Here is a 19,419-nt window from a genome sequence, read left to right as displayed (position 1 = left end):
CTCCGACATGACCGCACGCCCGCTCCTCACCCGCGCCAAATGGCTGATCGGCTGCGCCGCCGCTTCGATCGCGATCGGTGCGCACGCGCAAGCCGCCGGCGAATCGGCCGACACGCTGCTCCGCGACTCGGATGCCGTGTTCAAGCAGCTCGACGCCGGCCAGTACGGCGCGGTGTGGACCGACGCCGCCGCGTTCGTGAAGGCGCGCATCAAGCAGGACCAGTTCGCGGCCGACATGCAGCATGCCCGCCAGTCGGTCGGTACGGTCAGCCATCGCGGCTGGGCGCAGGTCACGCGCATCCGCTACGAACGTACGCCGGGGATGCCCGACGGGCTCTACGCGAACGTCGATTACGCGACGACGCTGACGAGCGGCTCCACGGTGTTCGAGAAGCTGAGCTTCCGCCTCGAGGACGACGGCCGCTGGCACCTGACGGGCTACGTGCCGCGCCAGTCGCAAAACTTCGCGCAATAAGCCGCGCGCCGCCCGCCCCACGGAGCCGATCCGATGAAACTCAATGTCGCGATTACGATGAACGTGCAGCGCGACGCGACGCAGTCGATCTGGTACAACGGCGCGAACCAGCACTGCGTGTACCTGTACATGCTGCTGAAGCAGTCGCCGCTGATCGGCGAGGTCTGGCTTGCACACGACAACGGCATCACCGAGTATCCGCAGGCGCTGATGATGGACGCGTTCGGCGACGCGCTGCGGCCGCTGTCGGCCGTCGTCCACCAGACCGACCTGCTGATCGAGATGAATGCGTTCGTCGATCCGTCGCACACGGACGTCGTGCGCCAGCGCGGCGGCAAGTGCGTGTCGTATCGCTTCGGCAACGACTACGTGATCGCGGTCGAGACGATCAACTTCGAGAAGAACGACTGGCGGCCGAACCCGCACCGCGTGCAGTTCGACGAGATCTGGACCAACCCTCAGCACATGCACACGTGCGCGGCCTATTTCCAGGCCGTGTATCGCGCGCCGGTGATCGAACTGCCGCACATCTGGTCGCCGTATTTCATCGAGCGCAGCCTCGACGCCGACCCTGAACTGAAGGCGCGCTTCGGCTACCGCAACCACGGCCCGGCCAAGCGCATCGCGTTCTTCGAGCCGAACCTGAACGTCGTGAAAAGCGCGATCGTGCCGATGCTCGCCGCGAACGCGTGCTACGTCGAGCACCCGGAGCTCGTCGAGCACGTGTACATGACCAACACGTTCGACAAGAAGGAAAACGTCGCCTTCAAGCATCTCGCGCTCGGGCTCGAGATGGTGCGGGACGGCAAGGCAACCGCCGACGTGCGCGCGCCGTTCGTCGCATGGGCCGCGCATCACACCGACATCGTCGTGTCGCACCACTGGGAAAACGGCCTCAACTACCTGCTGTACGACGCGCTGTACGGCAACTACCCGCTCGTGCACAACTCGCCGTTCCTGCGTGACGTCGGCTACTACTATCCGGACTTCGAGATCTTCGATGCGGCGCGCGCGATCGCGACCGCCGCGCAGACGCACGACGCGCGGCTCGACGACTACGCGGCCGCGGCCCGCCGCTGCCTGCACCAGGTCGACACGCTCGCCGAGCACAACGTCCGCGCATACTCCGAGCAGATCCAGACGCTGTTCGCCGGCCGCGCGCTCGGCTGACCGGCCCTTCGGACGCGCGCCGGCTGCGCTACACCAGCACGCGATCGCCGCTTTGCGCGGCGAACATGCGGCCATGCCGCCGTCCCAAGCGGGCGAGCACGCCAAAACGACGAAGCGCCTGCCCGCCTGCACTGCCGGCTTGCCTGACGAGGCTGTCGGACACGCCGCGCGCGATCGCCGAATCGTCGCCGCACGCGCCGGCGATGACGCCCGCGTAATAGTGTCGCGCGGCCAGCTCGCGGTCGTTGGCATCGAGCGGTTTCATCCGCTGGATACCGCGTGCGACGGCTTTCAGGCCGTCGAGATACGGTGCGACGTCGATCGGCACATCGGTCGACTCGGCGCCCAGTTGCCACAGCATGTCGGCCAGCTCGGCGAGCGCGACAAGGTCGCGCGCATCGGTTGCCTGCGTGCCCGTTCCGACTCCGGCCTTCGTCCCCGCCATGCCACACCCCTTTGCGATTCGTCCCGCCCTGCCCGTTCCCACGCCGTCACGCGGCGGCCGGCGACCGCCATGAAAAGCGGATACCTTGCGCCCATGCGACGCCGGCATCCACGATGATCTGCCGGTCCATCTCGCTCTCCACGCCTTCGACGACGACGTGCCGCGCGCCTTCGTGCGCGAACGCGATCAGCCTGCGGAACTGGTAGCGCCCGATCGCGTTGCGCTTGATCATCGACAAGATCGACCGGTCGAGCTTCACGATGTCGGGATTGCCGACCACCAGATTGTTCAATGCGCTGAAGCCGACGCCGAAATCGTCGATCGCGATCCGGCAACCGGCCTGCTGGAAGCGGTTCACGAACGACCGGCCCGCGACGGGGTTCAGCGGCCCCGTCTCCGTGATCTCGACCACCAGCCGCGCCGCCACCGAGGGCTCGCGCTCGAGCCGCCTGAAGATCGCCAGCCACGCGTCGTCGACGACCGCGCTCGCGGCCGCGACGTTGCACCCGTAAACCGCGGCTGGATCGGCGCGCAGCGCGTCGATCGTCCGGCCGACCACGAGCCGGTCGAACCAGCGCATCAGCCCGAGCGCCTCGAGGCGCGGCAGGAAGGCGAGCGGCGGCAGCGCATCGCGCTCGCCCCACCGCAACCGCGCCAGGCGCTCCTGGTACAGCACGCCGCCCGACAGGTCGGCCCGGCACACCGGCTCATGCGCGAACCCGAGCCGGCTTTCCACGAAACTGCGTACCGATGCGAAATCGGCATGATCGTCGGGAGCGCCAAACACGAGATCGATTTCGTCACGATTCGCTTCCCGATTCGCCTCCAGGCGAGCTTCGACCGCATTCATCCGGTGCTCCGGCAAATGGCGAGCCGCCGATCGCGGCTCGACCTCAACAAACATGCGGAGCAAACCGACCCTGACACGCTCCGCCGCCTACCCGGCCCATCCTGTTATGTCGATTTTTTCCGGGAGCGTACTGTTCGCTTCGGCGCGCCGTCAAATTCGATATTTTCAACGATATACAGTTACCGCCAATACACCATGCGCGGACCATTCCGACAGTGCGACAGGTCACACAACACAAAGCACGGAACCACGAATTCTGATCGTTTATTTTCACCGCCCGGACCGCTTTATGCGAATCGGCTTCTTACGCGATATACGGTACTGCAAATCGGAAAATCATTAATTAATCAGACGAATGCACATCCATGAAGCACCGCCCGCTCTTGGCGTCCGGGCTCGCGGCAAAGGCCATCGACTCGGGCCGCCAGCCAATGAAAACCGGCTGCCGCACATCATTCGATCGCCGCAGCATTCAATTTTCGTGTTTCAAACGATATTAATTAATCTCAAAACAGAATCGACTGCATTGAATCAATAATATCAAGTTTAATTTATATGATGATTATGAATTGAAACATCTTTAACAATCTTAAAGACTTGTTAACCTATAAAATTATTTCTGACGGACTTCCCTCGGAGCCGTCGATTTCGTGCCTTCAAAACCGTCGAACCGATCGGGTTCGGCGGTTTCTTTTTTAACGGCATTATTTCGTCAGACATGAGGGCGGGACAATCCCGATGGCGGCCGGCGGCGCAATGAACATGCGCCGCGGAAAATCGGGCCTTATGCGGCCGGCGCGCCGATCAGGTTCGCGAGCAGCCCGTCGTATTCGGCGACGAGCGCCGGATTCGCCGACGTATAGCGGCCGAGGATCTCGCGCTGGCGCCGCGTGTACGCTTCCCAGTCGTCGTCGTGCGTATGCAGCGCGCGCAGCAGCGCGTCGGCGCCCTGCTGCACGTCGTTGTCCGGGTAGTAGTAGCCGAGATCGGGGGCGAGGCTCGCGTTGTGCACGAGCGGATAGCCTTGCCAGCACACGTCGAAGTAGAAGTAGTTCAGCGGGTTCGACCATTGGTGCGACACGACGACGTCGGTCAGGTCGGCCAGGAACAGCGGCGTGTCGAAGCGACCGACGAAGCTCGCCTTGCCCGCGCGCACGATGTCGAGATAATTCATCAGCATCACGAACTCGGGGCTGTCGTGCGCGAGGCGATCGGCGTTCGTCACGTGCGCGAAGCAGATCGCGTCGGGGTCGCGCCGATACGCTTCGTCGATGATCAGCATCGGATACACGCAGAACTTCACGACGTTGTGGTTCGGCTCCATCACCGTCAGCCGCTTGCCGGGCTCGCTGCGCGGCCGATATTCGCCGTGCTCGGGCAACGTCTGCGCCCGGGCGCTCAGGAACATCGGATCCCACACGAACGGCACGACGCGCCCCGGGCAGCGGCGCAGCGACTGCAGGAACGGCAGCGACGACGGCGCGATCTGCGGAATCGCCCACACCTCGTCGTAGCCGCGGTTGATGAACAGCGAATCCCACAGCCGGCGGCCGAACAACATCGACTCCATCGCGTTGATGTACTCGACGCCACAGCAGTAGCTGACGAGCTTCGCGCCGCGCGCTTTCAGGTAGGCCGTCTGCTCGCCGTCGATCTGCCCGCCCAGCTCGATCACGACGTCGAGCACATCCTTCATGTCGGCGAACGCACGCGTGTCGTACACGTTGCGATCCCACGGCAGCGCATCGGTGAGCGGCACGTCGGTGGTGTTGACCAGCGTCACGCGGTAGCCGTGCGGCGACGCCATCAGCAGCTTCGCTAGAAACAGCGCGTTCTGCTTGATGCCGTTGATCCACAGGCTTTCGTCGGGGGCACGCAATCCGATCGTGATACCGATGCGCAGGCCGTTCAGGACAGGAGACGTCATCGTCGGCAGGATGGAAGGTTGAGCGGGAGTGGCATGGCGCAGTGTAGCGCGCGAAGCGCCGGCCGCGTCAAGCGGCGGCGACCAACCCGGCATTCTAGCGGAGCGCGGGCGGCACACTGTCAGGCAGTGTCAGCCGCCGGCCGGCTCCTGCGAATCCGCGAAACGGTTATGCGATACTCCGGCGACTGGCTGCGCCACCGGGCGCGCAGTCGAACGGGCGAGCAACGCTCCACAGCAACGCCATCGGAAAACAGGGCTGACAGAATGGAACGCGACGCCGCGCAAATCTTCCGTGCCGTCCGCCACGGACAGGCGCGGCACGCACCGGGCTCCATGGCCGGCGGCAGGTCCGTACGCAAGCACGCCGCGCGAATCGCGCGCCGTGCGCCGCTTCTCTGCCCGCGGAGCGCGCGATGATCGTCCTCAGTCACTTCAGCCAGCCTGCACCCGCCAGCCTCGAGAATCACCGCTGGTACGCGCAGGTGCACGGCTATCGACACGAGATCGTCGACGCATCCGCGATGCCGCAGGCGCTGCCGTTGCGGCCGCTGTATCGCTACGAATCGCTGCTTCATGTGCTGCGCAACGCGCAGCCCGACGAACTCGTGCTGCTGCTCGGCGAAGACGCGGCGATCATCGAGCCCGTCGCGCTCGAACGCCTGATGGCCGGACGCGACCGGCTGCTGGTCGACGCGTTCGCGTCGCCGCTGCCGCAGGTCGACGTGCAGATCTGGCGCAACACGGCGGACGTGCGCGCGATCGTGATGCAGCTCGTGCAGCACTGCAAGCTCGGCAGCGAGCCGAGGCTGACGTCGGAAGCGGCGCTGTTCGCCGGGCTCGACACGCATCGCTACATGACATTGATCGACGGACTATACGCCGTCATGCCGTGCGGCCCGGACCTCGATCCGATGTGGAGCCGCGAACCGACGTTCGCGATCAGCATCGACGACACGCCGCACGACCCCGAACGCAAAGGCACGACGCCGCGCTTTCGCGACACGCTCGTCGCGTACGTCAATCGATGCCGCGCCGCCGGCCGGCCGATGTTCTCGTTCGATCACGACACCGCCGCACCGGACGAAGCCGCCGAGCGCAGCACGTACAACCCCGGCCGCCCGATTGCGCTGATGATGCTGTACACGCCGAACATCGGCAGCTACGCACGCGTCGCCGAGCGCAATTTCCGGCGCTATGCCGATGCGCACGGCTACACGCTCTACGTGCACCGCGACATTCCCGCCGAGATCGGGCTGAACGCGACGGGCAACTGGTTCAAGCCGTGGCTGCTCCATGCGTACCTGCAGCATCACGAATGGGTCGTGTGGCTCGATGCCGACGTGCTGATCGCGAACCAGCAGCAAACGCTGGAGCCGCTGTTCGAGGGGCGCGACTGGCTGCTCGCGCACGATATCGCCCAGTGGGCGTTCAACTCCGGCGTGATGGCGTTCCGCCGCACCGAACGCAACGACGCGATGCTGCACGACCTGATGACGACGATCGCCGCGCTGCACGACCGGTCGAGCGTCTATGCGAGCGACGGCGACCAGCTGCATTTCATTCGCGCGATGGAGCGCGACGGGCAGCTGCACGGCGAAGGCGTGGCCGATCTCGTCAGCGTCAACACGCCCTGGCTGTTCCGCCGCACGGACAGCTACATCGTGCACTACTACGGAATGTGGTCCGCGATGCGCGCGCTGATGATGGCGCACGACGACGGGCTGCTGCGCTGACACGGCCGCTTCGGCATCGATACCGAAAAAAAACGCGCCGGCCGGCGTCACCGGGCCGGCGCGTCGTCATACCGGTTGCCGTCAGACCGGCGTGATCGTCGGCGCCACAGCCGCCGGGTCGGTGATGCTGGCCTTGCCGGTTTCGACGTGCCCTGCGATGCGGCGCGTCCAGCCCGCATTGCCGGCCACCGCGAACTGCAGGTCGTACCACTGGCTGCTGCACGACAGATCCCAGTGCGCTTCGACGCGTTGCCCCGCCGGAATCGTCAGCGTGCGCGCCGCGCCGCCGTACGCGACATCGGTCGCCGTGACCGTGAGCGGGCCGGTGCCCGCATTGGCGATCGTCACGTAGACATCGCCGTTCGCCACGTCGTAGCACGGCGTGATTTCAGGCTTCGCGGCAGCATCCGCGGCGGCCGAACCCGCGAAGCGCCGGAAATAGCCGTTCGGCCCCCACACGCTCACCAGGTAGTTGCCGTTCGTGTCGAGTGCCCACGTGTCGGTCAGCTGCTTGCCGGCCTCGACCGTGTAACGGCGCGGCATCGCGGCCGGATCGCCCGTATAGACCCAGAAGTGCGCGCCCTGCGTGCCCGAATTCGCAAACGTCACCGCATAGCCTTGCGCCTGGAGCTGGCCCGTCACGTGCAGCTCGTACGGCAGCGCGCGAGCCGGCCGCGTGCCGGCTTCCTGTGCCGTCACGACCTGCTGCGCGGTGCTGGCCGGTGCGGTCTGCGACGACGCGCGCGAGCATTGCAGGTCGGCCTGTGCGACATAGGCCTGCGTGCTCGGCAGCGACGGCAGCGTGACATCCGATTTCGAGAAGTCGAGCGCCGACGTCAGGTCGCCGCAGATCGCGCGGCGCCACGGCGAGATGTTGGTTTCCACCACGCCGAAGCGCTTCTCGATGAATTGCAGCACCGACGTGTGATCGAAGACCTGCGAGCACACGAAGCCGCCCTTCGACCACGGCGACACGACGAACATCGGCACGCGCGGGCCGAGGCCGTACGGCAGGTTGTCGGCCGTATAGGTGCCGGCCTGCGTCGCGGTCACGACGTCGTGCCGCTCGAGCGACACGTCCACGGTACTCATGCCCGAGCCCGGCAGCGTCGGCGCCGACGGCGGCACGACGTGGTCGAAGAAACCGTCGTTCTCGTCGTACATGATCAGCAGGACGGTCTTGCTCCACACCTCCGGATTCGACGTCAGCGCATCGAGGATCGTCGACAGGTAGTACGCGCCGTACAGCGGTGTGAACTTCGGATGCTCCGAATACGCGGCGGGCGGCAGCAGCCACGACACCTGCGGCAGCGCGTTGGCCTGCACGTCGGCCTTCAGCTGCGTGATCGGGCGCGTGCTCATCCCGCGCGTCTGCAGCGACGAGCCGGCCGGCGCATTCACGAAGTTGTCGAAGCACGCGAGCATGTTCGTGCCGTAGTTGCCGGTGAAGTTGTCGAAACCGGTGCCCTGCTGGTAGATCTGCCACGAGATGCCCGCTTTTTCGAGCCGTTCCGGGTAGGTCGTCCAGTTGAAGGGCGGCAACTTGATCTTGTCGAACTGGTTGTCGATGTAGTCGGTGTTGTCGAGCAGCGGGCCGCCGCCCGTGCCGAGCGGATCGACCATGCCCGTCATCAGGTACATGCGGTTCGGATGCGTGTTGCCCGGGATCGAGCAGAAGTAGTTGTCGCATACCGTGAACGCATCCGCGAGCGCGTAGTGGAACGGGATGTCGTCGCGAACGTGATAGCCCATCGTCATGTTCGACTTCTGCACGGCCCACTGGTCCGCGCGGCCGTTGTCGATCGCGCCGTGCGTCGTCGCCCACGTATGCGGCAGGCCGCCGATACATTGCGCGTTGACGCCCGGATTGGTCGTGTCGTAGCGGAATGGCGCGATCACGCTCGACGTGTCCTCCTGCCGCGGCTGGAACCACACCGGCTTGCCGTTCGGCAGCGTGACCGGGAAGCGGTCGTTGTAGCCGCGCACGCCGCTCAGGTGACCGAGGTAGTGGTCGAACGAGCGGTTCTCCTGCATGAACACGACGATGTGCTGCACGTCCTGGATCGTGCCCGTCACGGAATTCGGCTCGATCGCCAGCGCCTTGCGGATCGATTCCGGCAGCAGTGCGGTGGCGGCGGTCGCGCCGGCGAGGCCGGCGGAGAACTTCAGAAAGTCGCGTCGCGAATGGGTGGCCATGCTGGTTGCTCTTGATTGGATTTCTGGTGGAAACGGCCGGTATCAGGAAGCGGGCGAGGATGCCGGTGCAGTGAAACCCGGCGGGCAGTGCATCTGCGCGGTGGCGACGGCGGCGCCGCCGCACGCGGCCTTCTGCTGCGCGACGGGCGCGGCGGGTGCAGTCAGGTCGTCGTTGCAGGCGCCGAGGAGTGCTGTCAGCGCGATCAGACCAACGACCGCGAAAGGCCGCAGGGCCGACTTTCGCATAACGGTTCTCCGTGGGGGTGATGACGTGACACAGGCGCGGGTGCGCACCGGTCATATCGACGGCGAGATGCTAAGTTCGACTTGTTACACGATGGTGTCGCGGGACAGCGTAGCGCGATGTGCGCACGAGCGGTGACATGAGGGGGCGTGGATGTGGCGGATGATGTAATGCGATCGAAAGATTCGCACTGCTTCGGCATGTCGATACGATCGAAGCCGGCCTGATTCGACAGCGGTCGCGCGGGGAATCGCGACGCGTTTTTTTGGGGCCGGCAGCCAAGGCAGCCGGCCCGTTCACAGCGAGAAGGCCACGCTCAGCCTTCCGCCATCATCAGCAACTGCGCGCCATCCGCGACCTGGTCGCCGACGCCGTACAGCACTTCCGCGACGACGCCCGCGCTCGGCGCGCCGATCGTGTGCTCCATCTTCATCGCTTCCATCACGATCAGCGGCGTACCGGCTTCGACCTTCTGGCCCGGCTCGACCAGCACCGCGATCACCTTGCCCGGCATCGGCGCGGTCAAGCGTCCGCCGCCCTGCTCCGCATCGCCCGCATGCGCGAGCAGGTTGCGCCATTCGAACGTTTCGGCCACGCCCTGCGTGAACACGTGGAACGTGTCGCCGTCCGCATAGACGCGGCCACTGCTGCGCACGCCGCCGAGCGTCACGTCGAAATCGAGCGGCGTGGCGCCGCGCGCCCATGCGAACGGTTGCGCGGCTGCGTCGCCGGTCGCGATACGCGCACCGGCGCCGTCGTCCTCATACGTGACCGTCAAGTCCGCTTCGCGTTCGGCCGCATGCCATGCGAGCGTGCGGCGATAGCCGCCGTTCAGCCGCCAGTCCGGCAATGCGCCCCACGGCGATGCCCCGTGAGCGGCGCCGCGTTCGCGCGCGAGCAGCGCCGCACACGCGAGCGCAAGCGTCGCGCGCGGCGGCTGTTGCGGCGCGAACAGCGCATCGTGGTTGCGCTCGATCAGCCCCGTGTCGAGATCGGCCGTCGCGAACGGTTCGCACGCGACGATCCGCTGCAGGAACGCGGCGTTCGTATGCAGGCCGACCACCTCGCATGCGCGCAGCGCGCGCAGCATCAGGCCCAACGCTTCCGCGCGATCCGCGCCGTGAACGATCAGCTTCGCGATCATCGGATCGTAGAACGGCGTGATCGCATCGCCTTCGCGCACGCCGCTGTCGACGCGCACCGGCGCGCCGATCGAGAACTCGACGCCGGCCGGCAGCCGCAGGTGCTTCAGCGTGCCCGTCGACGGCAGGAAGCCGCGCGCCGGGTTTTCCGCATAGAGGCGCGCCTCGAGCGCATGGCCCTGCACGCGCAGCTCGTCCTGCTTCAGCGGCAGCGGTTCGCCGGACGCGACGCGCAGTTGCCATTCGACGAGATCGAGCCCCGTGACCATCTCGGTGACCGGATGCTCGACCTGCAGGCGCGTGTTCATTTCCATGAAGTAGAACGCGTCGCCCGTCATGATGAATTCGACGGTGCCCGCGCCGACATAGCCGACCGCGCGCGCGGCCGCGACGGCCGCTTCGCCCATCGCCTGGCGCACGTCGTCGTGCAGGCCCGGCGCCGGCGCTTCCTCCAGCACCTTCTGGTGACGGCGCTGCACCGAGCAGTCGCGGTCGAACAGGTACACGGTATTGCCGTGCGTGTCGCCGAACACCTGCACTTCGACGTGGCGCGGGCGCGTCAGATATTTCTCGATCAGCACGCGGTCGTTGCCGAAGCTGCTCGCGGCTTCGCGCTGGCACGACGCGAGCGCCGCCGGGAAATCGCCTGAGCGCTCGACCACGCGCATCCCCTTGCCGCCGCCGCCCGCGCTCGCCTTCAGCAGCACCGGATAGCCGATTTCATCGGCTTCGCGATGCAGGTTGCCGGCGTCCTGGTCGTCGCCGTGATAGCCGGGCACGAGCGGCACCGCGGCCGCGTGCATCAGCGCCTTCGCGGCGGCCTTCGATCCCATCGCCGCGATCGCATCGACCGGCGGCCCGATGAACACGATGCCGGCCGCTTCGCATGCATGCGCGAAATCTTCGTTCTCCGACAGAAAGCCGTAGCCGGGGTGGATCGCCTGCGCGCCGGTCGTGCGTGCGGCCTCGATGATGCGCTCGATGCGCAGGTAGCTGTCTGCCGCGGCCGAGCCGCCGATATGCACGGCTTCGTCGCACGCGGCCACGTGTTTCGCGTTCGCGTCCGCGTCGGAATAAACGGCGACGCTCGCGATCCCGAGACGTTTGCACGTCGCGGCGACGCGGCACGCGATTTCGCCGCGGTTGGCGATCAGAATCTTGTCGAACATGGCTTCGATGTCGTCCGGAGAGTGGGGGTCACGCGATCATGCGCGATCATTCACGCCACGACGGCGTGCGCTTTTCGAGGAAGGACGCGATCCCTTCGCGCGCTTCCGCGCCGGCGCGGGTCTTGGCGATCCAGTCGGCGGTCTGCTCGATCAGCGTCGCGTCGAGCGCGCGGCCGGCCACGTCGGCGACGAGCCGCTTGCACGCCTTCACCGCGTCGGGACCGTTCGCGACGAGCGTCGCCGCCAGCTTCGCGACCGTTTCGTCGAGCGCATCGGCCGGCACCGCATCGTGGATGAAGCCGAGCGACGCGGCACGCGCACTGTCGAACACCTCGGCCGTCGTGAAGTAGCGCCGCGCCGCGCGCTCGCCCATCGCGCGCACGACATACGGCGCGATCGTCGCGGGGATCAGTCCGAGCCGCGCTTCCGACAGGCAGAACTTCACGCCGTCGGCGGCGATCGCGATATCGGCCGCCGCGACGAGGCCCACGCCGCCCGCATACGCGTCGCCATGCACGCGCGCGATCACCGGCTTGCCGCAGCGATGGATCGCCTCGAGCATCCGCGCGAGCTTGCGCGCATCGGCACGGTTCTCGTCGTCCGAGTAACCGGCCATCTTCTTCATCCAGTTCAGGTCCGCACCCGCGCAGAACGCGGCGCCTTCCGCCGCGAGCACAATCGCGCGCACGCCTTCGTGCGCATCGAGCCATTCGAACGCGGTGGTCAGCTCGGCGATCGTCGTCTCGTTGAACGCGTTGCGCACGTCGGGGCGTGCGAGCGTGACGGTCGCCACGCGGCCGGCTTCGCTTACCTTGATCGTTTCGTATCGCATCGGTCAGTCCTCCCGGGCGTTACATGCGGAACACGCCGAAGCGCGTATCGTCGATCGGCGCGTTCATCGATGCGGCAAGGCCGAGGCCGAGCACGTCGCGCGTCTGCGCGGGATCGATCACGCCGTCGTCCCACAAACGTGCGCTCGCGTAATACGGATGGCCCTGGCGCTCGTACTGGTCGCGGATCGGCTGCTTGAACGCTTCCTCTTCGTCGGTCGACCACGAACCGCCCTTCGCCTCGATGCCGTCGCGACGCACGGTCGCGAGCACCGACGCGGCCTGCTCGCCGCCCATCACCGAGATGCGCGCGTTCGGCCACATCCACAGGAAACGCGGGCCGAACGCGCGGCCGCACATCCCGTAGTTGCCGGCGCCGAACGAGCCGCCGATGATCACCGTGAACTTCGGCACCTTCGCGTTCGACACGGCCGTCACCATCTTCGCGCCGTGCCGCGCGATGCCTTCGTTCTCGTACTTGCGCCCGACCATGAAGCCCGTGATGTTCTGCAGAAACACGAGCGGGATCTTGCGCTGGCAGCACAGCTCGATGAAATGCGCGCCCTTCACGGCCGATTCCGAGAACAGGATGCCGTTGTTCGCGACGATCCCGACCGGATGGCCCCAGATGTGCGCGAAGCCCGTGACGAGCGTCGTGCCGTAGCGCGCCTTGAATTCGTCGAACTCCGAATCGTCGACGATGCGCGCGATCACCTCGCGCACGTCGAACGGCTTGCGCGTATCGACGGGAATCACGCCGTACAGGCTCTTCGCGTCGTAGCGCGGCGGCTTCGGCTCGCGCAGCGCCACCGGAGACGCGATCTTCGGTGCGAGGTGACTGACGATGTTGCGCGCGATCGACAGCGCATGCGCGTCGTTCTGCGCGAGATGGTCGGCCACGCCCGACAGGCGCGTATGCACGTCGCCGCCGCCGAGATCCTCGGCGCTCACTTCCTCGCCGGTCGCGGCCTTCACGAGCGGCGGGCCGCCGAGGAAAATCGTACCCTGCTCCTTCACGATGATCGACTCGTCGCTCATCGCCGGCACGTACGCGCCGCCGGCCGTGCACGAGCCCATCACGACGGCGATCTGTGCGATCCCCGCCGCGGACATCGTCGCCTGGTTGAAGAAGATGCGGCCGAAGTGGTCGCGATCGGGAAACACGTCGTCCTGGTTCGGCAGGTTCGCGCCGCCCGAATCGACGAGGTACACGCACGGCAGCCGGTTTTCCGCGGCGATTTCCTGCGCGCGCACGTGCTTCTTCACGGTGACCGGGTAGTAGGTGCCGCCCTTGACCGTCGCGTCGTTGCACACGATCACGCATTCGCGGCCGGCGATGCGGCCGATCCCGGTGATGACGCCCGCGCCCGGCGCATCGTCGTTGTACATGCCGTTTGCCGCGAGCTGCGAGAACTCGAGGAACGGCGCGCCCGGATCGAGCAGTTGCGCGATGCGGTCGCGCGGCAGCAGCTTGCCGCGCGACAGGTGCTTGTCGCGCGCGGCCTGGCCGCCACCCTGCGCAAGCTGTTCGATCTTCGCGCGCAGGTCGGCGACGACCGCCTCGAGCGCGGCGGCATTCGTGCGGAAGTCTTCCGAACGCGGGTTCAGTTTCGATTCGATGATCGGCATCGACGGGGCTCCGTTCGCGTGACGTGGGGCGTTACATCGTTTCCGCGAACAGCTCGCGGCCGATCAGCATCCGGCGGATCTCGCTCGTGCCGGCGCCGATCTCGTACAGCTTCGCGTCGCGCCACAGGCGACCGACCGGGTATTCGTTGATGTAGCCGTTGCCGCCGAGGATCTGGATCGCCTCGCCGGCCATCCACGTCGCCTTCTCGGCCGTGTAGAGGATCACGCCGGCGCAGTCCTTGCGCACCTGGCGGATGTGGTCGCTGCCTGCCGAGTCGAGATGGCGGCCGACCGCATACAGGTAGGCACGGCAGGCCTGGAACGTGGTGTACATGTCCGCGACCTTGCCCTGGATCAGCTGGAATTCGCCGATCGACTGGCCGAACTGCTTGCGATCGTGGATATACGGCACCACGGCGTCGAGGCACGCGGCCATGATGCCCGTCGGGCCGCCCGACAGCACCGCGCGCTCGTAGTCGAGGCCGCTCATCAGCACCTTCACGCCGCCGTTCAACTGGCCGAGGATGTTCTCTTCCGGCACCTCGACGTCCTGGAACACCAGCTCGCCCGTGTGCGAGCCTCGCATGCCGAGCTTGTCGAGCTTCTGCGCGACCGAGAAGCCCTTCATCCCCTTCTCGACGATGAATGCGGTGATGCCGCGCGCGTTGGCTTCGATGTCGGTCTTCGCGTAGACGACGAGCGTGTCGCAATCGGGGCCGTTGGTGATCCACATCTTCGTGCCGTTCAGCACGTAGCGATCGCCGCGCTTGTCGGCGCGCAGCTTCATGCTGACGACGTCGGACCCGGCGTTCGGCTCGCTCATCGCGAGCGCGCCGATGTGTTCGCCCGACACGAGCTTCGGCAGGTATTTCTGTTTCTGCGCTTCGGTGCCGTTGCGGTGGATCTGGTTCACGCACAGGTTCGAGTGCGCGCCGTACGACAGGCCGATCGACGCCGATGCGCGCGAGATCTCCTCCATCGCGACCATGTGCGCGGTGTAGCCCATGTTCGCGCCGCCATATTCCTCGGCGACCGTCATGCCGAGCACGCCGAGATCGCCGAACTTCTTCCACAGATCCATCGGAAACTGGTCGGTGCGGTCGACCTCCGCCGCGCGCGGCGTGATTTCCTTCGCCGCAAACGTCGCGACGGCGTCGCGCAGCATCTCGATGTCTTCACCGAGCATGAATTGCACGCCGGGCAGGTTGATCATGTCTCCTCCGTCTCCAGAAAGTGTGTCGCACTCACCGATTTCTGAGTTTCGCTCAAATCAAATGAATGCACCGATTCATTGACAAATACAGCGTAAATTTTGCACAGTTTCGCGCCTCGCCGGGTTCGGCGTCAATAGTTTTTTGAGTGACACTCAGATATCATGCGAACATGACAGCCGCTACCGCCGACACCATGACCGACACCGTTAAAGCCGACCGCGCCGACGCGCCGCGCGCCCCCGCCGGGCGCAAGTCCCAGCAGCGCGTGCAGGACATCCTGCGCGCCGGTCGTGAAGTGTTCGCTGAAAAGGGTTACGAGCATGCGACGGCCGCCGAGATCGCGCAGCGCGTGGGCGTGTCGGAGGCGACTGTGTTCAGCTACTTCCGCGGCAAGCGCGAGCTGTGCGCACGCGTGATCGCGGACTGGTACGACGAAATCATCGCCGCGTTCGAGCACGGGATGCCGCTGGATGCGTCGGTGCAGCAGCAGTTCGCGTTCATCGTGCGCACCCACCTGCGGCTGATGCTGGTGAACGGCACGGGGCTGTGCGCGCTGGTGCTATCGGAAGGCCGCGCGAAGCAGCATGCGCTGAGCGACGAGCTCACCGCGCTGCAGCGCCGCTACACGGCGCCGCTGATGGACGTGCTCGCACGCGGCCAGGCAGCCGGGCAGGTGCGTGCGGACCTGCCGCTGAGCCTGCTGCGCTCGATGGTGTTCGGGCCGATCGAGCACGTGCTGTGGGATGCGATCCTCGGGCACCGCAAGCTCGATACGGAAACGACGGCCGCGCAGCTGATCGACATGCTGTGGGCCGCCGTGCAGCCGCCGGCGCCGGAACAGGCGGCGCTCGTGCGCTTCAGGAACGAAGTCGCGGAAGCCGTGCGGCGGCTGGAAGCCGAAGGCCCGCGCGCGTGACGCGCGGCAGGCGGGTTGCGTCGCCGCGACGCGGCCGCGGCAGCGTGCGGTCGCAATCGCAGTCGATCAGTTGGCGAGACGGCAGTGCGCCAGCTTCAACCCCGGCAACACGGGCGCATCGATGTAGCCCTCGTTCACGCAGCTGAACTGGAACGCCGCCGACGTGACGAACGGCTTGATCTCCCCGCCGGGGAATTTCGGCTTCAGCGCAGCCTGGTCGTCCACGTCGAAATGCGTATCGAACTGCTCGCCGTCGGCCGTCAGTGCGCCGAAGTACGTGCCGCCCGGGTCGCCGCCCATCCGGATCACGGCGCCGACGAACACGAGGCGCTTGCCGTCGTATTTCGTCTTCGCGGCGGCCATGTCCTGCGTATAGGCCTCGATCACGGCGCCGTAGTGCGCGTCGATCGCGGGTTCGGCGTCCGACGCCGCACAAGCGGACTGGTGAATGCCTGCCAGCAGCGTGCAGGCCGCAAGCGCGGCCGCCGCGAACGGCGCGGAAATCTTTTTCATGGTGGTCTCCCGTCTAGCGTGGTGGTTGAAGTGATTGAAGCCCGGCGCTCGTGCCGGCCGAATTCGCTTCCGTTGCTCTAATCGTTCGAATGGCGGAATACGGCTGCGATCACTTCGTCGCCCGCATGGTCGTGCGCGGTGCGTAGCGCCGCGCGGAACGCGACGTGACAGGAAGATGACATGGTGCGGCCCCCGGCTCTCTCATTGGTTTTCACTGCGTCTGATTTTGGCCGCTACGGTAGCAGACGGCCGACGGCCCGGCAACCAATGGCCGCGCACAGTCGGGCACGTCATTACAATTGCAAATGATTCTCATTACATATATCATGCGCAACCTGACTGCAACAAAACGCTGCGGCCCGCGACACGATTCTTAGTACTCCTCCTGCCTCGATTCATGCCATCCCGTCGAACACCCCGCCGCGCCCGGACCCTGCGTCCGTGGCGCACGAGCCTGCCTGCCCTGATCACCCTGTGCGTCGCGAGCGGCGCGCATGCGGCCGACGCCGAACCCACCACGCCCGCATCGACTCCCACGACACCCACCGGACAGGAACTCCCCGCGATCAGCGTCAACGCATCGTCGGCCGTCGAGCCAACGGTCGGCTATCAGCCGCGCACCACCGGCATCGCGGGCGGCGACGACCGTCCGCTGAAGGAGATTCCGCAATCGGTCGCGGTGGTCAGCAGCAGCGTGTTGCAGGACCAGCAGGCACGCTCGCTCGACGACGTGCTCGGCAACATCAGCGGCGTCACGCAGACGAATACGCTCGGCGGCACGCGCGACGCGTTCATCAAGCGCGGCTTCGGCTCGAACAACGACGGCTCGGTGCTCGTCGACGGCGTACGCACGCCGGTGCTGCACAGCTATCTCGCGACGATCGACCGCGTCGAAGTACTGAAGGGCCCGGCCTCGCTGCTGTACGGGATGCAGGATCCCGGCGGCGTGATCAATCTCGTCACGCGCAAGCCGGAGGACACGTTCGGCGGCTCGATCTCCGCGTCGCGCACGAACCACGGCGGCAGCAGCGCGCAGTTCGATCTCACCGGCCCGCTCGGCAAGCGCGGCCAGGTCGCGGGCGGCACGCTCGCGTTCCGGCTGACCGGCGAATACGACACGAGCCGCTACTGGCGCAGCTTCGGTCGCGAACGCAATGCGCTGATCGCGCCCGCGCTGTCGTGGCACGACGCGAACACGTCGATCGACGTCAGCTACCAGTACGTCGACTACACGATGCCGTTCGACCGCGGCACCGTGCTCGTGAACGGCCAGCTCGACGATGCGCTGCGCTATCGCCGCTACGAGGAAGCGTGGTCGCAAAGCGGCGGCATCCAGGAAACGCTGCGCACACGCATCGAGCACCGCTTCTCCGATGCCTGGCGCGTCCGCGCGACCTACGGCTGGGGGCGCGACCGCTACGACCAGTTCATCACCCGCGCCACCGCGTTCAACAGCAGGACCGGCGCGCTGACGCGCTCGTCCGATGCGAACCTCGGACGCAACGACTCCGACCAGATCGCGACGCTCGGCCTGCTCGGCAACGTGACGCTCGCGGGGATGAACCACGCGATCTACGTCGGCGGCGAATACGAGCGGCAGCGCAGTTTCCGCGGCGACACCATCCGCGGCAAGGCGACGACGGGCTTCGATCTCTACGATCCCGTATACGGCCTGCTCGCGGCGGGCGGTACGCCGAACGCGAAGCAAAGCGATTCGCGCTCGGTCGTGCATGCTTACTCGACGATCGTGCAGGACTCGGTGAAGATCACCGATCGCCTCACCGCAGTGGGCGGGCTGCGCTGGGAAAACTGGCAGCAGGAATCGGGAATGGGGCGGCCGTTCGTGTTCGCCGACCGCTCGCGCGGCAGCGTCTGGCTTCCGCAGTTCGGGTTCGCGTATGCGCTCACACCGGCACTGACCGCCTATGCGAACGTGAGCCGCTCGTTCAAGCCGAACGTCGCATCGAACGTCGCCGCACCGCTCGCGCCGGAGTACGGCCGCGTGCTCGAGGCCGGGCTGAAGTTCAGCCTGAAGCCCGCGATCACCGGCACGCTCGCGGTGTACCAGATCGACAAGCGCAACGTCGCGGTCACGGTCGGCGACCTCACGTCGACGATCGGCACCGCGCGCTCGCGCGGGATCGAGCTCGACGTGGCGGGGCAGATCACGCGCCACCTGAGCGTGATCGGCAGCTATGCATATACGAACGCGACCGATCGCGACAGCAACACGCCGCTCGTCAACGTCGCGCGGCACACGGGCAGCCTGTTCGCCGTGTACGACACGGCCATCGCGAACCTGCCCGGCCGCTGGCGCTTCGGCGGCGGTGCGCGCCTGGTCGGCGCACGCTCCGGCGACACCGCGAACAGTTTCACGCTGCCCGGCTACGTGACCGTCGACGCGTTCGCGGCGTACGAAACGACGATCGGCAAGTTCCCGACACGCTTCCAGCTCAACGTGAAGAACCTGCTCGACAAGACCTACTACCCGTCGAGCAACAACAACCTGATCGTCGCGGTCGGCGAGCCGCGGCTCGTCACGCTGACGACGACGGTGTCGTTCTGACGTTCTGACGTCCTGACGCGCGCGTGGGCCGGTCGCAAGCGGCGACCCACGCCCAAACCCCGCATCGATGCGCCGCTCCCGCCATGCGGCGGCTCGCCCCTTCCTCCCTCCGCGCAGCATCTCGGCCGCGTCATGATCGGTCGCGGCACACGCATGCGCGTTGTGCCGGAAGAAAGCGCGACGACGGAAATTCGCTCGCGACAGCGCCGGATTCTCATCGACAGGCAGCCCGCGCGACACCTGACGCCGTCATTCGCATGCGTCCCCGGCGTCAACCCCGACGACCGCGAAAATGCATCCCAGCGATGCAATTCCGTCTGATCTCGAACCGCATCGTACGCCGTATGATCCTCCCGGCCTTTTCTCGAGGCCGCCCAGTGCGCGTCGTCATCTCTATCCG

15 protein-coding genes are annotated in these 19,419 nt (G+C 66.4%); 5 read left to right on the top strand and 10 right to left on the bottom strand.

All coding sequences use genetic code 11. The annotated features are described in order from the left end of the window. Window positions 1-7: 7 nt before the first annotated feature. Both AC5LXX_RS18545 and AC5LXX_RS18540 read left to right on the top strand, forming a co-directional pair. Window positions 8-475, top strand: coding sequence for a DUF4019 domain-containing protein (locus AC5LXX_RS18545; protein WP_124456224.1), 468 nt, complete (start codon window positions 8-10; stop codon window positions 473-475). A 33-nt stretch (window positions 476-508) separates the two neighbouring features. Continuing rightward, window positions 509-1,645 (top strand): DUF2827 family protein, encoded by a 1,137-nt coding sequence (locus tag AC5LXX_RS18540; protein WP_124456225.1) that lies wholly within the window; start codon window positions 509-511, stop codon window positions 1,643-1,645. 28 nt (window positions 1,646-1,673) lie between these two features. Here the strand turns inward: AC5LXX_RS18540 and AC5LXX_RS18535 are convergent, their stop codons facing one another. From AC5LXX_RS18535 to AC5LXX_RS18525, 3 genes are all read right to left on the bottom strand, one after another. After that, window positions 1,674-2,090, bottom strand: coding sequence for a hypothetical protein (locus AC5LXX_RS18535; RefSeq protein WP_493412595.1), 417 nt, complete (start codon window positions 2,088-2,090; stop codon window positions 1,674-1,676). A gap of 46 nt (window positions 2,091-2,136) precedes the next feature. Next, complete coding sequence (locus AC5LXX_RS18530) at window positions 2,137-2,940, bottom strand: EAL domain-containing protein (protein WP_493412594.1); 804 nt, start codon at window positions 2,938-2,940, stop codon at window positions 2,137-2,139. Between the two features lie 784 nt (window positions 2,941-3,724). After that, on the bottom strand, window positions 3,725-4,867 hold the full coding sequence (locus tag AC5LXX_RS18525; protein ID WP_493412593.1) for a DUF2827 domain-containing protein: 1,143 nt from the start codon (window positions 4,865-4,867) through the stop codon (window positions 3,725-3,727). 413 nt (window positions 4,868-5,280) lie between these two features. On the opposite strand from AC5LXX_RS18525, the gene AC5LXX_RS18520 reads away from it, so the two are divergent. Beyond that, window positions 5,281-6,600 carry a glycosyltransferase family protein gene (locus AC5LXX_RS18520; RefSeq protein WP_493412592.1) on the top strand — a complete coding sequence of 440 codons (1,320 nt, stop codon included), beginning with the start codon at window positions 5,281-5,283 and terminating at the stop codon, window positions 6,598-6,600. 81 nt (window positions 6,601-6,681) lie between these two features. Here AC5LXX_RS18520 and AC5LXX_RS18515 read toward each other — a convergent pair whose 3' ends face one another. From AC5LXX_RS18515 to AC5LXX_RS18490, 6 genes are all read right to left on the bottom strand, one after another. Next, on the bottom strand, window positions 6,682-8,796 hold the full coding sequence (locus tag AC5LXX_RS18515) for a phosphocholine-specific phospholipase C (RefSeq protein ID WP_493412591.1): 2,115 nt from the start codon (window positions 8,794-8,796) through the stop codon (window positions 6,682-6,684). A 42-nt stretch (window positions 8,797-8,838) separates the two neighbouring features. Continuing rightward, window positions 8,839-9,042: a hypothetical protein gene (locus AC5LXX_RS18510; RefSeq protein WP_493404695.1), complete on the bottom strand. Its 204-nt coding sequence runs from the start codon at window positions 9,040-9,042 to the stop codon at window positions 8,839-8,841. A 314-nt stretch (window positions 9,043-9,356) separates the two neighbouring features. Beyond that, entirely contained in the window at window positions 9,357-11,351 is a 1,995-nt protein-coding gene (locus AC5LXX_RS18505) for an acetyl/propionyl/methylcrotonyl-CoA carboxylase subunit alpha (RefSeq protein WP_493412590.1), read from the bottom strand. Window positions 11,352-11,397: 46 nt separating this feature from the next. After that, window positions 11,398-12,183: an enoyl-CoA hydratase/isomerase family protein gene (locus AC5LXX_RS18500; protein ID WP_321864985.1), complete on the bottom strand. Its 786-nt coding sequence runs from the start codon at window positions 12,181-12,183 to the stop codon at window positions 11,398-11,400. Window positions 12,184-12,202: 19 nt separating this feature from the next. Beyond that, window positions 12,203-13,810, bottom strand: coding sequence for a carboxyl transferase domain-containing protein (locus AC5LXX_RS18495; RefSeq protein WP_493412589.1), 1,608 nt, complete (start codon window positions 13,808-13,810; stop codon window positions 12,203-12,205). Window positions 13,811-13,841: 31 nt separating this feature from the next. After that, complete coding sequence (locus AC5LXX_RS18490; RefSeq protein ID WP_493404691.1) at window positions 13,842-15,023, bottom strand: isovaleryl-CoA dehydrogenase; 1,182 nt, start codon at window positions 15,021-15,023, stop codon at window positions 13,842-13,844. Window positions 15,024-15,193: 170 nt separating this feature from the next. On the opposite strand from AC5LXX_RS18490, the gene AC5LXX_RS18485 reads away from it, so the two are divergent. Beyond that, on the top strand, window positions 15,194-15,940 hold the full coding sequence (locus AC5LXX_RS18485) for a TetR/AcrR family transcriptional regulator (protein ID WP_493412588.1): 747 nt from the start codon (window positions 15,194-15,196) through the stop codon (window positions 15,938-15,940). A 66-nt stretch (window positions 15,941-16,006) separates the two neighbouring features. Here the strand turns inward: AC5LXX_RS18485 and AC5LXX_RS18480 are convergent, their stop codons facing one another. After that, entirely contained in the window at window positions 16,007-16,453 is a 447-nt protein-coding gene (locus AC5LXX_RS18480) for a hypothetical protein (RefSeq protein WP_493412587.1), read from the bottom strand. Between the two features lie 397 nt (window positions 16,454-16,850). On the opposite strand from AC5LXX_RS18480, the gene AC5LXX_RS18475 reads away from it, so the two are divergent. Further along, window positions 16,851-19,019 (top strand): TonB-dependent siderophore receptor, encoded by a 2,169-nt coding sequence (locus tag AC5LXX_RS18475; RefSeq protein ID WP_493412586.1) that lies wholly within the window; start codon window positions 16,851-16,853, stop codon window positions 19,017-19,019. The last annotated feature ends 400 nt before the right edge of the window (window positions 19,020-19,419 follow it).

This window comes from Burkholderia torrens, assembly GCF_984668525.1.
This window is presented reverse-complemented; position numbering and strand designations above follow the sequence as displayed.